Here is a 16,530-nt window from a genome sequence, read left to right on the forward strand (position 1 = left end):
GCACCACTATTAAACAGTTAAGCTGGTAACTGAACACCACTTAAGTCTTCATCTTTAGATACATTCTTCATCTCACCAGCAACAATCTCTGCTAGTGGACCAAGGATAACTTGTAGGTTGTTTGTACCTAGCTTCACAACTCCCATAGCTCCAAGATCTTTCAGAGTTTTCTCATTGATAACGCTCATATCTTTCACAGAAAGGCGCAAACGAGTAATACAGGCATCGATAGAACTTAGGTTGTCATGACCGCCAAGTGCTTTCAAGTACTGACGAGCAAGCTCTGAAGAATTGCTTGATCCAGCCACGTTAGATGAAGCTTCTTCATCATCTTCACGTCCCGGTGTTTTAAGGCCAAACTTAACAATCACGGTACGGAACACGAAGTAGTAAACCGCAAAGAAACCAAGACCTTGCACAATGAGCATGTACCAGTTTACCGCTAGCGGGTTACGAGTCGACAATACTAAGTCGACTAAACCAGCAGAGAAACCGAAACCTGCAATCCACTGCATTGATGCCGCGATATAAACTGATAGACCAGTCAGCGCTGCGTGAAGAACGTACAGTCCTGGAGCAAGGAACATGAATGCAAATTCAAGTGGTTCTGTTACACCTGTAAAGAATGAAGCAAACGCAGCCGCAATCATGATAGATGCCACTTTCTCTTTATTCTTTGATTTCGCAGTATGGTACATCGCTAGAGCAGCGCCTGGTAAACCAAACATCATGATTGGGAAGAAGCCCGCTTGGTACATCCCCGTAACACCTACCGTTGCCGTGCCTTCAGCTAATGATTTCGCACCGCCAAGGAAGTTTGGAATGTCATTAATACCAGCAACATCAAACCAGAACACTGAGTTTAGTGCATGGTGCAGACCAACAGGAATTAGAAGACGGTTGAAGAATGCATAAACACCTGCACCTGCTTCACCCATACCTTGAATGCTTTCGCCAAAACTGACCAGACCGCCGTAAACTGATGGCCAAACGTACATCAGGATGAACGCAATAACGATACCAGCAAAAGACGTTAGGATAGGTACAAGACGCTTACCAGAGAAAAACGCCAGTGCTTTGTGCAGCTCTACGTGAGAAAAACGGTTGTACAACTCAGCAGAAACAATACCAACCAAGATACCTACGAACTGGTTATTGATTTTACCAAATGCAGCAGGTACTTCACTTGGGTCAATGCCTTGAATTTGTGATACTGCACCAGGGGCCAAAAGCGTTGTGACAACTAAGAAGCCCACGAAGCCTGAAAGTGCAGCGGCGCCATCTTTGTCTTTAGACATTCCGTAAGCAACACCAACAGCGAACAATACTGACATGTTGTCAATGATCGCTGCACCAGCTTTAATAAGAAATGCAGCAAGTGCACTGTTTGCGCCCCAGCCATTTGGGTCGATCCAGTAGCCAATACCCATGAGTATTGCTGCTGCAGGAAGTGTGGCAACCGGCACCATAAGCGCCTTACCCACCTTCTGGAAGTATCCGAGAATGTTCACCTTAAGTTCCCCCTATAGGATTAGATGTTATGTTGAATGACTTATTTCAGCCGTCCAATTTAGTCATCCTAAGTTTATGATATTAATTTTGCTCCGCAAATTAAAAGCTCACCGTTTGTGATCATAATCACCACAATTTGCCCTTTCGGAAGGTTTTTGCTAGCGAGATCATAAAACTTATTTTATTATACGAAAAAATGGCGTTTTAAAGATAATATTCTCGCACTTTATGCAAGGCAGAATCAGTGTTATTTTGGTATCTAGGCGGGTAAATCACTGTAACTTTGCTCTGAAAAAGAATCATAAAAAACCATACAATTATTACTTTTCAGTTAGTTACTATGACAATAACATCGATAAAACGCGACTTGCTGTATGTGACTCGTTATCTAATTCAGTGATACAAACTAAGTACCCATATGACTGAAGCAGTCTCTACTTAGATAACGATATAGAAATTGAATTCTCATCTATAAGGACTAGCTGACTATGTACGCGCTAAGTAACTGTAAAATTTATACCGGTAGTGATGTTCTTACCGATCATGCGGTCATCATCGAAAACGATCTTATTCAATCTATTGTGCCGGTTTCTGAGCTACCTCAAAGCATCGAAGTAAAAGACCTTGCAGGCGCTAATCTAAGTCCAGGCTTTATCGATCTGCAGTTGAACGGTTGTGGCGGTGTAATGCTAAACGATGCAATTACCCCTGAAACCATGCAAATCATGCACCAGGCAAACCTCAAATCTGGCTGTACTAGCTTCCTGCCAACACTCATTACGTCATCTGATGAAGATATGCGAACTGCAATTGCCGCAGCTCGTGAGTACCACAACAAGTATCAAAATCAATCGCTTGGTTTACACCTCGAAGGTCCTTACCTTAACGTCGCGAAAAAAGGCATCCATAACGTCGATTTTATTCGCCCATCAGACGAAAGCATGATCGACCTTATCTGCGCAAACGCCGATATCGTAGCGAAAGTAACGCTAGCACCTGAGCATAACGACCCAGAGCATATTGCGCGATTAAAGGCTGCTGGCATCGTGGTTTCAATTGGCCACACAAATGCAACCTACGCCGAAGCACGTAAAAGCTTTGAAGCAGGCATTACTTTTGCCACACACCTCTTTAATGCAATGACACCAATGGTTGGTCGTGAACCAGGAGTTGTTGGTGCAATTTACGATACTCCTGACGTATACGCTGGCATTATTGCTGATGGTTTTCACGTCGACTACGCAAACATCCGAATTGCTCATAAAATCAAAGGTGAAAAGCTTGTTTTGGTGACGGATGCCACAGCTCCAGCAGGTGCTAACATTGATCACTTTATTTTTGTCGGTAAGAAAGTATATTACCGAGATGGTAAGTGTGTTGATGAAAATGGCACGCTAGGCGGCTCAGCTTTGACAATGATTGAAGCAGTTCAGAATTCAGTTGAGCACGCGGGGATCGCTTTAGACGAAGCTCTACGAATGGCCACGTTATACCCAGCAACAGCAATTGGTGTTGAGGATCGCCTTGGCCGAGTTCGAAAAGGGATGGTTGCAAACCTGACTATTTTCGATCGTGACTTTAAAGTAAAAGCGACGGTTGTTAACGGACAATACGAGCAAAATTAAGCATGAATGGCGGACAGATTGGTAATGTAGATTTAGTAAAACAGCTTAACAGCGCTGCGGTATATAGGCTGATTGATCAGCAAGGTCCTATCTCCCGTATTCAAGTCGCGGACGTGAGTCAGCTCGCGCCTGCTAGTGTTACCAAAATAACCCGCCAACTTTTAGAGCGCGGCCTTATTAAGGAGGTCGCCCAACAAGCTTCAACTGGTGGTCGTCGTGCGATCTCTTTGACTACTGAAGTCAAACCTTTTCATTCGATTGCCGTTCGCTTAGGTCGAGATTACGTACAGTTCAGTTTATACGATTTAGGTGGTACCGCGCTGGCAGAAGATCAGCATGAACTGTACTACACTAACCAAGCAGACTTAATCGCAGGACTTATCGATTTATTAAAAGATTTCGTAAGCCGTTGCGAAGACAAAATTGATCAACTCATCGCTATCGGCATCACTTTACCGGGCCTTGTTAACCCAACAACTGGCGTGGTCGAATACATGCCTAATACCGATATCGATAATCTTGCTCTCGGTGAAATTGTTGGAGAGAAGTTTAATACAGCATGCTTTGTTGGCAACGACGTACGTGGCATGGCGTTGGCTGAGCACTACTTTGGAGCAAGCCAAGACTGCCAGGATTCTATTTTGGTTAGCGTCCACCGCGGTACTGGCGCAGGTATTATCGTTAACGGCCAGGTTTTTCTTGGTTTTAACCGCAACGTCGGTGAAATTGGTCATATCCAAATTGACCCGCTTGGTGAGCAATGCCAATGTGGAAACTTTGGCTGTTTAGAAACCGTAGCTGCAAACCCAGCGATTATTCAACGAGTGAAGCAACTGATTACTCAAGGATACGAATCAAGCTTAACCGACCTTGAAAACATCACAATTGAAGCGGTATGTCAGCACGCAATGAATGGTGATGAACTTGCGAAACAGAGTTTAGTGCGAGTGGGCAACCAGCTAGGTAAAGCGATTGCGATTACGGTTAACTTATTTAATCCACAGAAAATTGTAATTGCTGGCGATATTACTGCAGCACAAGATATTCTTTTCCCTGCAATTCAACGCAACGTAGAGAATCAATCTCTTAAAACTTTCCATAACGACCTCCCTATCGTGGCTTCTCACATTGATAAGCAGCCAACGATGGGCGCATTTGCGATGATTAAACGCGCTATGCTGAACGGAGTTTTGTTACAAAAGTTACTGGAAGACTAAGTTTATACAACCAATTGAGTTACAATCTCGGGCTGTGTTTTCACAGCCCGTTTTTGTATATCAGGAATACAGCTCAACAGTATGGAAATTATTCTAATTACAGCCGCTTTTTTAGCTGGTTTTATTGCGCTTAAATGCAGCCTCCCTCCCCTCGTTGGTTTTCTACTAGCTGGATTTGGCTTGCATGCATTTGGTTACCAAAGCAATGACGTTATTGTCACTCTCGCAGATCTTGGTGTTACTCTTCTTCTGTTTACTATTGGACTCAAACTCGATGTAAAAACCCTGCTGTCCAAAGAAATATGGGGAGGGGCAACCGCCCACAACATACTCTCTACCGCTTTTTTTGCCCTAGCGTTATCCGGCTTAAAACTACTGGGCTTGACTTCGCTAGCCAGTATGGACGGCAGCCAAATCCTGCTTTTAGCTTTTGCACTATCGTTCTCTAGTACCGTTTTTGCCGTAAAAGCATTGCAAGAAAAAGGCGAAATGAACGCGACCTACGGCACACTCGCGATCGGTATTTTGGTTATGCAAGATATTTTTGCCGTAGTATTCCTGACTGCTTCAACCGGAAAAGTCCCAGAATGGTATGCCATCGGTTTGTTCGCACTGCCTTTCCTTCGTCCCCTATTCTATAAGCTGCTCGATAAAGTTGGCCACGGCGAAATGCTGGTGCTATTCGGTATTTTCTTCGCGCTTGTTGTCGGTGCTGGGCTATTCGAGTTGGTCGGGATGAAACCAGACTTGGGCGCGCTAATTTTAGGCATGCTACTCGCAGGTCACCCAAAAGCCTCAGAACTATCCAAGTCATTATTCAATATGAAGGAGCTCTTTTTAGTCTGCTTCTTTTTAAACATTGGTTTATCCGCCTCATTGAGCGTGAATGGCGTCGTTCTCGCCCTGCTATTTATCTTACTGCTACCAATCAAAGGACTCTTGTACTTCGTCACTATTAATCATTTTAAGTTTCGAGTACGTACCTCTTTGCTCGCCTCTTTATCACTATTTAACTACAGTGAGTTTGGTCTTATTGTTGCTGGATTGGCCTATAAAATGGGCTGGATGCCAAGTGATATGCTTGCTGCGATTGCGGTTGCGGTGTCGGTATCCTTTGTAATTTCCGCGCCACTTAACCGCCTTAGCCATAAAATTTATCAACATTCAGGTAAGTGGCTGCAAGAGACAGCGGTAGAAAAGCTCAATCAACGCGACCAACTCATCAACCCAGGTCATGCCCAAGTATTGATCTTAGGTATGGGGCGTATTGGAACGGGCGCTTATGATGAGCTACGCTCACGCTATGGCAAAATTTCATTGGGTATAGAAATTCGTGAAGACGCTGCACATCATCATCGTTCAGAAGGAAGAAATGTGATTTCTGGTGATGCCACCGACCCGGATTTCTGGGAGCGAATTTTAGATACAGGTCATGTAAAACTGGTTCTGCTTGCAATGCCACATCATCAAGGTAACCAAACAGCACTTGAGCAGCTTAAACGCAGAAAATATAAGGGGCAAATTGCCGCTATCGCCGAATACCCAGATCAATTGGAAGGCTTACTTGAAAATGGCGTTGACGCAGCATTCAATATATATAGTGAAGCTGGTAGCGGTTTTGCTCGACACGTCTGTAAACAACTTCAGCCTAAATTCACACCAATTAAATAAGCAACAGCACTGATATTTTTTGAAAGGCTTTCTATTGATAGAAAGCCTTTTTTGTATAGTTTTTATACCAAACCTTGATCTCATTCACCAAAACAACGTTTGAGTTAAATATTTTCCATACAACAAGGCCTTTTATCATTTTTTTAATCACAAAACGTTGCTTTTTTTATTAGTAATGGCAAATTTAAACCATACCGATTAGAAATTGTTTAGTTTAGTAAGGATGTAGTATGTGTTCAGTATTTGGCATTTTAGACATTAAAAGCGATGCAGCCGCATTGCGCCCTATCGCATTAGAGATGTCGAAAAAACTTCGTCACCGTGGCCCAGACTGGTCTGGGATTTACTCTTCAGAGCGTGCTATTTTAGCGCACGAGCGCTTGGCGATTGTTGGTCTAAATAGTGGTGCACAGCCGCTATACAGCCCTGATAAGAAGCTCATCCTTGCCGTCAATGGTGAAATCTACAACCATAAAGAAATTCGTGCTCGTTACGAAGGAAAGTACGAATTTCAAACCGATTCAGACTGTGAAGTCATTCTTGCACTTTACCAAGATATGGGTGCAGATCTCCTTGAAGAACTAAACGGTATTTTCGCTTTTGTGCTCTACGACGAAGAAAAAGATGAGTATTTAGTCGGCCGTGACCATATTGGTATTATCCCTCTTTATCAAGGTCACGATGAGCATGGTAACTACTATGTGGCATCAGAGATGAAGGCTCTTGTTCCAGTATGTAAAACAGTAAGTGAATTCCCTCCTGGTAGCTACTACAGCTCTAAAGATACTGAGCCAACACGTTACTATGTTCGTGACTGGAACGAGTACGCAGCAGTACAAGGTAACAGCACTAGCAAAGAAGAATTGACTGAAGCGCTAGAAGCGGCTGTTAAACGCCAACTAATGACTGACGTGCCTTACGGTGTACTTCTTTCAGGCGGTCTAGATTCTTCTATTACATCTGCGGTAGCAAAACGCTTTGCAGCGATGCGTATTGAAGATGATGAAAAGTCTGAAGCTTGGTGGCCTCAACTGCACTCTTTTGCTGTTGGCCTAGAAGGCGCGCCTGACCTGAAAGCAGCTCGCGAAGTTGCCGACCAAATTGGTACCGTTCACCACGAAATGACGTACACGATTCAAGAAGGTTTGGACGCGATTCGTGACGTGATTTACCACATTGAAACGTATGACGTGACGACTATCCGCGCATCAACACCTATGTTCTTAATGGGTCGTAAGATCAAAGCGATGGGTATCAAGATGGTATTGTCTGGTGAGGGCGCTGACGAAATCTTTGGTGGCTACCTTTACTTCCACAAGGCGCCAAACGCGAAAGAGTTCCACGAGGAGACAGTGCGTAAACTGCTTGCTCTGAACATGTTCGACTGTGCTCGTGCTAACAAGTCGCTGGCAGCATGGGGAGTTGAAGGACGCGTACCTTTCCTAGATAAAGAGTTCATAGATGTAGCAATGCGCTTGAACCCAGCAGACAAGATGTGTGGCAACGGTAAAATGGAGAAACACATCCTTCGTGAGTGCTTCGAGCACTACCTGCCAGAATCGATCGCATGGCGTCAAAAAGAGCAATTCTCTGATGGCGTTGGCTACAGCTGGATCGATACGCTGAAAGAAGTCGCGGAACAGAAAGTGACAGACCAGCAGATGGAAACAGCTCAATATCGATTCCCATACAACACGCCAACGACAAAAGAAGGCTACGTGTACCGTGAAATCTTTGAAGAGTTATTCCCACTTCCATCAGCAGCAGAGTGTGTACCAGGAGGCCCTTCAGTAGCGTGTTCTTCAGCGAAGGCGATTGAATGGGATGAATCGTTCCAAAACTGTGTTGACCCATCAGGTCGTGCAGTACAGACCGTTCACAACGACTCATACTAATTCTCTACGATAAAGATAAGGGTCGGTTCGTCCAACCCTTTTAAAACAGACAGAAAATTAGATACGATCAAAAAGAGGTGCTTTTGCACCTCTTTTTATGTTTGATGGAATTAGGCTATTTTAAATCTAAATCACTATTGTCTATGCTGACAGGCACACGCTTGGTGATCATCTGAACTAGCATAATTGAGCGTTTCTCACCATCTTGTTCTTGGAAGATGGCATCTATGCCCGCAAATTGACCGCTTTTAACTCTAATTTGATCGCCTGGTTTTGGCATACATTCAGAAACGGTATTGTCATTACAACACTTTTCTAGCTGCATCAATTCGAAGACCAAGTCACCTTGAACTTCTTTCGGTTGAGCACCAAAACGCACAAAGTCAACAACACCTCGAGTAGAGCGGACTGAGGTGAAGTTTGGCCCTTGCTCATAATCAAAGTAAGCGAATACGTAACAAGGAAACAGCGGTTCCTCGACTTTTTGTCTTTTACCGCGCAAAATCTTCTCAACTTCTACAGTTGGATAAAAGCACTCTACACCTTGATTTTCAAGGTGTTGTTTCGCCCTAACCTGCTCCCCACGTTTACAATAAAGTAGATACCAACGTTTCATCTTTTTACTAGCCAATTCTATTTTGTTTTTATCCTAGCATTAAGCCAAAGTTGAGTCATTGATATTCAGTTTATCTATAAAAGTATGATTATACATCGCTCGCATTAACGACATTTTTCAGCAACTTACGATAAAGAAGTCCATAGGCAAAAATGGAAATTAAGTTTGTAATACAACCAATACACCATCATATAATCTGCAAATCCAATCAAAAACAGCCACTTAACAAACAAAAATAGTCGAATGGCAAAATTTTATTATTTGTCACTCGTTGAATTGCATTGTATACGTAGAAGTCGTTAAAAAATGTAATAACTATTATTAGAAGAGCTTATGTCAAACCAACATCAATATTTTGGTCATCCACGTGGCCTGTTCTTATTGTTCGGTACAGAACTGTGGGAACGCTTTTCTTACTACGCAATGCGTGCCATTCTCGTGCTTTACCTTACTGATACAACAATGAATGGCGGCCTTGGCTGGTCAACCAAAGACGCATTAGACCTATACGGCATATACACAGGGCTTGTGTATATCACGCCTCTTATCGGTGGTTACCTAGCAGATAACTATTTAGGTCAACGTCGCTCAATTTTGCTTGGTGGCGCGTTAATGGCCATCGGCCAGTTTACTCTTGCACTTCCTGCTGATGCTTTAGGTATTGGTTCGCTACACAGTTTCTATTTAGGTCTTGGCCTACTTATCACTGGTAACGGTCTCTTTAAGCCAAATATCTCAACCATGGTTGGCGACCTTTATCAAGAAGGTGACAACCGTCGTGACGGCGCATTCACTATCTTTTATATGGGTATCAACTTAGGTGCATTACTTGCCGGCGTCGTTTCTGGCTCTGTGACAACCTCTTACGGTTGGAAAGCTGGCTTTGTTGCCGCTGGTGTGGGTATGCTGGTTAGCCTAGTGATGCAAATGGTACTGGCTCAATCATGGCTTGGTGATATTGGCCGCGAACCAGCGGCGAAACGAGATCTAAATAACAAAAACGCCACCACGAAGCAGCCACTCACCAAAGAAGAAGTGAATCGACTAAAAGTAATTCTGGTCATGAGCTTATTCACTATTGTCTTCTGGGCAGGCTTTGAACAAGCTGGTGGCCTGATGAACATCTACACTCAACAATATACTGATCGCATGATTGGTGGTTTCGAAGTTCCTGCTGCGTGGTTCCAATCACTAAACCCATTTTTCATTATTACTCTAGCGCCAGTTCTGGCTGTCCTTTGGGTAAAATTGGGTAAACGTGAACCTACTTCGCCAGTGAAATTTGCGATGGCACTATTTTTCTTGGCGATTGGTTTCCTTTGTATGGTTGGCGCAGTGCTAGAAAAAGGTGGAGATACAACAGTAAAAACATCGATGTTATGGTTGGTCGGCGCTTTCTTCTTCCACACATTAGGCGAGCTGTGTTTATCTCCAATTGGTCTTTCATTGGTGACTAAATTAGCACCGCTTCGCTTAGCTTCACTTATGATGGGTGCATGGTTTGGCTGTAATGCGATTGCTAACTATGTTGCGGGCTATGTGGGTTCTCACGTAGGCGAGTTAGGCGCTATGGCTATCTTTAGTGGTATTGCGGTCAGCGCAACCGTAAGTGGCGTAATCTTGCTCCTGTTCTCTAATACACTCGTTCGCTGGATGCATGGCGCTGAAAATACGCACAGCACGGCAGAGCAAGTAGAAGAGCAGCAAGTACAAGTCGCTTGATCGCTCAACTAAACGTAGAAAGGGTCGCTATTGCGACCCTTTTTTGTATCTAAAGTTTAGATTTAACTAACTCAACCATCATCTCGATATGAAGTTCACTATCGTTCAAACAAGGGATGTAGGTAAAGTTTTCACCACCTGCTTCAAGGAAAATCTCTTTACACTCTTCCGAGATCTCTTCCAACGTCTCTAAACAATCTGAAGAAAATGCAGGGGTCACAACATTAATATTTTTCACACCCTTTGCAGGAAGTGCCTCTAGGGTCTTATCGGTATAAGGTTGAAGCCACTCTTCTCTCCCAAATCGGGACTGATACGTCATGCCAATTTGTTGTTCACTTAAACCTAACGCTTCCCCAAGCAAGCGAGTCGTCTCTTCACAATGCTGTGGGTAAACATCACCATTGTCAGCATAGCGTTTTGGAATACCATGATAAGAACACAGCAGGTAATCTCCCTGACCATTCTTTTGCCAATGTTCACGAACTGAATGCGCTAACGCTTCAATATATTTCGGGTGATTGTAATAATCACGAATAAAGCTAAAGCTTGGCATCACAGGCAGGTTTTTAAATGCTTTAGTGATTCCGTCAGAAACCGCTGCCGTTGTTGTTCCCGAGTATTGCGGATACAACGGTAAAACAATGACTTCATCAACGCCTTGCGCCAATAGGGCTTCAAAGCCTGATTGTAAACTTGGGTTACCATACGTCATACCAAGCTCTACAGGTATATCAAGCTTTTGTGCTAACTTTTCAGTTTGGCGTTTAGAGTACACCATCAACGGCGAGCCCTCTTCCATCCATACTGATTGATAGAGTTTGGCAACTTTAGGAGCTCGGATAGGAAGGATAACGCCGTGCAATAGTGGACACCAAAGCCATCGAGTCATGTCTACCACTCGGTGATCATGAAGAAACTGACTTAAAAAACGCTTTACGGCAGGAGCGGTTGGTGCGTCAGGAGTTCCCAGGTTAACTAGGAGTACACCCTGTTTATTATTCTCTTTCATAACATCCTATTCATGGTAAACGGCTTGGTTCATATATTTAAGTAACCTCGAAGTAACGAATAGCCGAGCTGAAGTTAATTAGATATATGTTTACGAGTAAACTAAAAAAAGCGACCACTTGGGCCGCTTTCAATATATCAAAATATTAAATTTTTGACTTCAGCAAATTAAGATAGTGCTTTCTCGATATCCGCACTAACTTCAGCTACTTGCTTAGTACCATCAAACTTAAGGTACTTAGTCTTGCCTGCTTCAGCTTCTTTGCCGTAGTAGTTGATTAGCGGTGCAGTTTGCTCGTGGTAAACACCTAGACGAGCACGTACTGTTTCTTCTTTGTCATCATCACGAACAACAAGATCTTCACCAGTTACATCATCTTTACCTTCCACTTTAGGCGGGTTGTAAACCACGTGGTAAGTACGACCAGAAGGAAGGTGAGCACGACGACCAGCCATACGCTCAACAATCACATCGTCTGCAACGTCAAATTCGATAACGTAGTCTACGTCTACGCCCATTTCTTTTAGGCCGTCAGCTTGAGGGATAGTACGTGGGAAACCATCTAGTAGGAAACCGTTTGCACAGTCTTCTTGAGCGATGCGCTCTTTGATAAGACCAAGGATGATTTCATCAGAAACTAGCTGACCAGCGTCAATAACAGCTTTAGCTTGTTTACCAAGCTCTGTACCTGCTTTGATAGCAGCACGAAGCATATCACCAGTAGAGATTTGTGGAATACCGTATTTTTCCATGATGAAGTTTGCTTGTGTGCCTTTACCTGCACCTGGAGCACCTAGAAGAATGATGCGCATGATTTATCCTCTTTAATATTTAAGATTTATACCGAAGCTCACAATAGCTGACCTCTTAGACATCAAACCTGAGAAGCACCTGCAACGATAAGTTTCGGTATAACGTATATAGGCGAGCAAAAATACACGCCTTATTACTCACATTCAAGTCGCAGATTCTATCACAGGTTCTCTGAGCAAAGAGTGTATTAAGACTAAAGAATGTTAACAGTACCCTCTTTCACGCCCTATTGATTATTAACTCAGCACTTGAGATGCAAAATTTTGCGACAACAAACAAAAAGCTCGCGAAATGCGAGCTTTTTGATTTGCAGAGGTTATTACACCTTAGTCAAAAGTTGATTAACGGCTCCTAAGAACTCTGTTGGATCCTCAATAGAGCCTCGCTCCGCTAGCATTGCCTGACCAAGCAGAACTTCAACCCAGCGACCAAACGCTTCTTCATCGGCTTCGTCAGCCATACGCTTAACCAATTCGTGCTCAGGGTTTAGCTCAAAGATGTATTTCACTTCCGGTACAGCTTGACCAGCTGCCGCAAGAAGCTTCGCCATTTGAGTGCCCATTTCGTAATCGTCCGTTACCACAACAGCAGGCGTGGATGCGAGTTTGAAGGTCGTACGAACTTCTTTCACACGATCGCCTAGGTAAGACTTCGTGCGCTCTACAACCGACTTAAACTCTTCTTCGGTTTCTTTTTGCTTCTCTTTTTCTGCTTCATCTTCAAACTGACTTAGATCAAGCCCAGCCTTAGTGATTGACTGGAACTGTTTACCATCAAACTCAGTTAAGTAGTTCATCAGCCACTCATCAATGCGGTCGTACATCAAGATAACTTCAATGCCTTTCGCTTTGAACAGTTCTAAGTGAGGGCTGTTTTTCGCAGCTGCATAGCTGTCTGCCGTCAAGTAGTAGATCTTATCTTGACCTTCTTTCATGCGCTCAACGTAAGACGCCAAGCCCACAGTTTGCTCAGAAGAATCCACTTCAGTTGAAGCAAAGCGCAATAAACCTGCAACTTTCTCTTTGTTTGCAAAGTCCTCCGCAGGGCCCTCTTTCATCACAAGACCAAACTCTTTCCAGAATGATTGGTATTTATCTTCGTCATTCTTGGCCATGCGCTCGAGCATCGTTAGCACGCGCTTAGTACAAGCATTACGTAGAGACTGAGTCACTTTATTGTCTTGTAAAATCTCACGCGATACGTTTAGCGGTAAATCGTTTGAGTCTATTAAACCACGTACGAAGCGTAAGTATGACGGCATAAATTGCTCTGCATCGTCCATAATGAATACGCGCTGTACGTACAGTTTCAAGCCTGATTTGTGGTCGCGGTTCATCATATCCCAAGGTGCTTTCGATGGGATGTATAGTAAGCTCGTGTAGTCGTTTTTACCTTCTACACGGTTATGACTCCAGACCAAGGGATCGGCAAAGTCATGTGATACGTGTTTGTAGAACTCTTGATACTCTTCTTCTGAAACATCAGATTTGTTACGCGTCCACAGTGCTTGGGCTTTGTTGATTTGCTCCCACTTCTTCTCATCTGTTTCCTTGCCTTCGTCATCACGAACGACAGTTTGGATTGAAACAGGAATGCCGATGTGATCAGAGTACTTACTGATAACGTCACGTAGACGCCACTCATTCAAAAACTCTTTACCCTCTTCACGCATATGAAGAATGATGTCGGTACCACGTGACTCTTTGGTAATGTTTTCGATGGTGTACTCACCTTCACCCGCTGAGTGCCATTGTACCGCTTCATCAGCGGCTAGACCCGCAGCGCGAGTGCGCACGGTAACGGCGTCAGCAACGATAAATGCCGAGTAGAAACCAACACCAAACTGACCAATAAGCTGAGAGTCTTTGCTCTGCTCTTCAGATAGCTTTGAGAAAAACTCAGCTGTACCAGATTTTGCGATTGTTCCTAAGTGCTCAATCACATCATCACGGCTCATACCGATACCGTTATCAGAAATGGTTAAGGTATTTGCGCTTTCATCAAACGACAGTTTCACGCAAAGGTCTGCATTACCTTCGTATAGATCTGGGTTAGATAACGCCTGAAAGCGCAGTTTGTCTGATGCATCTGATGCGTTAGAGATCAGCTCGCGCAAAAAGATCTCTTTATTTGAATAAAGAGAATGGATCATTAAATGCAGTAGTTGTTTTACTTCTGATTGAAAACCACGAGTTTCTTTATTTTGAGATACGGTTTCGCTCATGTGTGCTCCATAACATCTAAACTAATTGGCTTTTTCATAGGGACAAGTTTGTGACTTTCCCCTTGAAATCACCTTACCGAGATGTCATTTAACATGTGGCTGACAAATGTAAATTCAAGGTCAATATTGCTAAAAACGGTGTTTTTTTAGAAAATTTTAATTATCCTACCCGTCTAAAAGCATCTAAAATGTCGTGCGCACTCCAAGCGCCCCGGTAATTTTGTGACATAAATCACCATAATTACAACATCATCCATCTAAGAAGAACTAAATGACTAACATTGGCACCAAATTTCTACTTGCTCAAAGGTTCACCTTTGATCCAAATAGTAATTCGCTCGCTGACCAACAAAACGGCAACGACGTTGTACGATTAGGAAGCAACGAAAGCCGTATACTTCTGATGTTGGCAGAGAGACCAAACGAAGTTTTAACCCGTAACGAGCTTCACGAGTTTGTTTGGCGTGAGCAAGGTTTTGAGGTGGATGACTCAAGCCTGACTCAAGCGATTTCTACTCTGCGTAAGATGTTGAAGGATTCAACAAAATCTCCAGAGTTTGTTAAAACGGTACCTAAACGTGGCTACCAACTCATTTGTTCAGTGGAACGCTTGAGCCCATTTTCTACTGACTCTAACACTGACGCTGAAGAAACCTCTTCTGAACAAGAAGCGCCAGCAGTGGAGTTAGAAGCGAGCGATATGCTACCGACAGAGGTAGTGACCGATACTACTGCTGATATTGAGCCTCAAGTAGAGCCAACTAAAACTCAGCCGAAGCCAGCATCTAACACGATTAACTGGCTACCGCGTGTCATTATCTTTTTGTCTCTGCTGCTTCCTGTTTGCGTATTGTTATTCACGAACCCTGCGGAATCCCAATTCCGTCAAATTGGTGAGTATCAAAATGTACCAGTGATGACACCTGTAAATCACCCTCAAATCAACAACTGGTTGCCTTCAATAGAGCAATGCATTGAGCGCTACGTGAAGCACCATGCAGAAGACTCGTTGCCAGTGGAAGTGATTGCCACTGGTGGACAAAATAACCAGCTGATTCTGAACTACATTCATGACAGTAACCACTCTTACGAGAACGTAACACTGCGTATTTTCGCAGGTCAAAACGATCCAACAGACATCTGCAAATAAAGGAGGCCAATATGAAGATTAAATTAGCATCTGCGGTTTTGGCCGTATCCGTTCTTTTCAGTAGTTGGTTGTATTGGGGAAGTGACCTAAAAGTGGAGCAGCTCCTCACAGCAAACGAATGGCAGTCGACCATGGTGACAGTCATTACAGACAGCTTGCCTGACGATACTGTCGGCCCACTACGCCGAGTTAATGTTGAATCAAACGTGAAATATCTCCCTAATGGTGACTATATTCGCGTAGCAAATATCAAACTATTCGCTCAAGGTTCAACCGCAGAATCAACGATAAATATCTCGGAAAAAGGCCGCTGGGAAGTAAGTGACAACTATTTGTTGGTCTCGCCTTCGGAGTTTAAAGATATTTCATCTTCTCAATCAAAAGACTTTTCCGAAGCACAGCTACGTTTGATTACTCAAATTTTTAAGCTAGATGCGGAGCAAAGTCGTCGTATTGACGTCGTGAACGAAAAAACACTATTGCTCACTAGCTTGAACCACGGTTCTTCGGTACTGTTTAAAAACTAATTTTGATTGGATGATAAGGGGGCAAGACGCCCCCTTTGTTTTGCTTATGGATTGGCTAGATACCCTTACCCTTTTTTTCGGTTCACTAATCGCCAACACGCTGGCTTCACTTTCTGGTGGCGGAGCAGGCTTGCTTCAATTCCCTTTACTCATCTTTCTCGGCTTACCGTTCTCCGTTGCGCTAGGCACACATAAGGTGGCTTCGGTTGCTTTAGGCTTAGGCGCAGCAAGCACGCATTTAAGATCAGGCACTATTAAATGGAAAGTCGCGCTCTACCTTATCTTGTCCGGTAGTATTGGCGTGATTTTAGGGGCTAACTTAATTGTACAGATCCCTGATGGTATCGCGGAAAAGATGCTCGGCACGATGATCCTAGCGCTAGGTATCTACTCGCGATTTAAGACATCGCTAGGCCAAGCTGAAGTAATACGTAACCGTCATCCTATCGGTTGGGTTATTGGTGGAATTGGCTTACTGTTTATCGGCATCATTAACGGATCTCTTACCGCAGGTTCTGGTTTGCTCGTGACACTATTTTTGGTGCG

13 protein-coding genes are annotated in these 16,530 nt (G+C 43.7%); 8 read left to right on the forward strand and 5 right to left on the reverse strand.

Going from position 1 to position 16,530, the window contains the following annotated elements; translation table 11 throughout:
• Window positions 1-17: 17 nt before the first annotated feature.
• The gene (gene nagE, locus IQR33_RS09785) at window positions 18-1,511 is read right to left on the reverse strand and encodes an N-acetylglucosamine-specific PTS transporter subunit IIBC (RefSeq protein ID WP_005384985.1); all 1,494 of its coding nucleotides are present in this window, start codon (window positions 1,509-1,511) and stop codon (window positions 18-20) included.
• Window positions 1,512-2,000: 489 nt separating this feature from the next.
• Between nagE and nagA the strand changes: the two genes are divergently transcribed.
• The 4 genes from nagA to asnB all read left to right on the forward strand — a co-directional run bounded on the left by nagA (window position 2,001) and on the right by asnB (window position 7,920).
• The gene (gene nagA, locus IQR33_RS09790; RefSeq protein ID WP_005384983.1) at window positions 2,001-3,137 is read left to right on the forward strand and encodes an N-acetylglucosamine-6-phosphate deacetylase; all 1,137 of its coding nucleotides are present in this window, start codon (window positions 2,001-2,003) and stop codon (window positions 3,135-3,137) included.
• A gap of 2 nt (window positions 3,138-3,139) precedes the next feature.
• Window positions 3,140-4,354, forward strand: coding sequence for a DNA-binding transcriptional regulator NagC (nagC, locus tag IQR33_RS09795; RefSeq protein WP_042523152.1), 1,215 nt, complete (start codon window positions 3,140-3,142; stop codon window positions 4,352-4,354).
• An 81-nt stretch (window positions 4,355-4,435) separates the two neighbouring features.
• On the forward strand, window positions 4,436-6,025 hold the full coding sequence (locus IQR33_RS09800; RefSeq protein WP_005384981.1) for a cation:proton antiporter family protein: 1,590 nt from the start codon (window positions 4,436-4,438) through the stop codon (window positions 6,023-6,025).
• Window positions 6,026-6,255: 230 nt separating this feature from the next.
• Window positions 6,256-7,920, forward strand: coding sequence for an asparagine synthase B (gene asnB, locus IQR33_RS09805; protein WP_005384979.1), 1,665 nt, complete (start codon window positions 6,256-6,258; stop codon window positions 7,918-7,920).
• 115 nt (window positions 7,921-8,035) lie between these two features.
• Here asnB and rfaH read toward each other — a convergent pair whose 3' ends face one another.
• Window positions 8,036-8,536: a transcription/translation regulatory transformer protein RfaH gene (rfaH, locus tag IQR33_RS09810; protein WP_005382098.1), complete on the reverse strand. Its 501-nt coding sequence runs from the start codon at window positions 8,534-8,536 to the stop codon at window positions 8,036-8,038.
• Window positions 8,537-8,869: 333 nt separating this feature from the next.
• On the opposite strand from rfaH, the gene IQR33_RS09815 reads away from it, so the two are divergent.
• Complete coding sequence (locus tag IQR33_RS09815; RefSeq protein ID WP_193837652.1) at window positions 8,870-10,258, forward strand: peptide MFS transporter; 1,389 nt, start codon at window positions 8,870-8,872, stop codon at window positions 10,256-10,258.
• A gap of 49 nt (window positions 10,259-10,307) precedes the next feature.
• Here IQR33_RS09815 and hemH read toward each other — a convergent pair whose 3' ends face one another.
• From hemH to htpG, 3 genes are all read right to left on the reverse strand, one after another.
• Complete coding sequence (gene hemH / locus IQR33_RS09820; RefSeq protein WP_005382095.1) at window positions 10,308-11,270, reverse strand: ferrochelatase; 963 nt, start codon at window positions 11,268-11,270, stop codon at window positions 10,308-10,310.
• 167 nt (window positions 11,271-11,437) lie between these two features.
• On the reverse strand, window positions 11,438-12,082 hold the full coding sequence (gene adk / locus IQR33_RS09825) for an adenylate kinase (RefSeq protein ID WP_005382094.1): 645 nt from the start codon (window positions 12,080-12,082) through the stop codon (window positions 11,438-11,440).
• A gap of 320 nt (window positions 12,083-12,402) precedes the next feature.
• Window positions 12,403-14,307, reverse strand: a complete 1,905-nt coding sequence (gene htpG / locus IQR33_RS09830) for a molecular chaperone HtpG (RefSeq protein ID WP_193843674.1) — start codon at window positions 14,305-14,307, stop codon at window positions 12,403-12,405.
• A gap of 271 nt (window positions 14,308-14,578) precedes the next feature.
• On the opposite strand from htpG, the gene IQR33_RS09835 reads away from it, so the two are divergent.
• The 3 genes from IQR33_RS09835 to IQR33_RS32705 form a co-directional block, all read left to right on the forward strand.
• Complete coding sequence (locus IQR33_RS09835; RefSeq protein ID WP_005389626.1) at window positions 14,579-15,457, forward strand: transcriptional regulator; 879 nt, start codon at window positions 14,579-14,581, stop codon at window positions 15,455-15,457.
• 11 nt (window positions 15,458-15,468) lie between these two features.
• Window positions 15,469-15,984, forward strand: coding sequence for a transmembrane regulator ToxS (gene toxS, locus IQR33_RS09840; RefSeq protein WP_005382091.1), 516 nt, complete (start codon window positions 15,469-15,471; stop codon window positions 15,982-15,984).
• Between the two features lie 46 nt (window positions 15,985-16,030).
• The coding region (locus IQR33_RS32705) for a sulfite exporter TauE/SafE family protein (protein ID WP_228013828.1) at window positions 16,031-16,530 on the forward strand (500 nt) is incomplete at its 3' end.

It is taken from the genome of Vibrio sp. OPT46 (assembly GCF_015163535.1).
GTDB lineage: Bacteria > Pseudomonadota > Gammaproteobacteria > Enterobacterales > Vibrionaceae > Vibrio > Vibrio alginolyticus.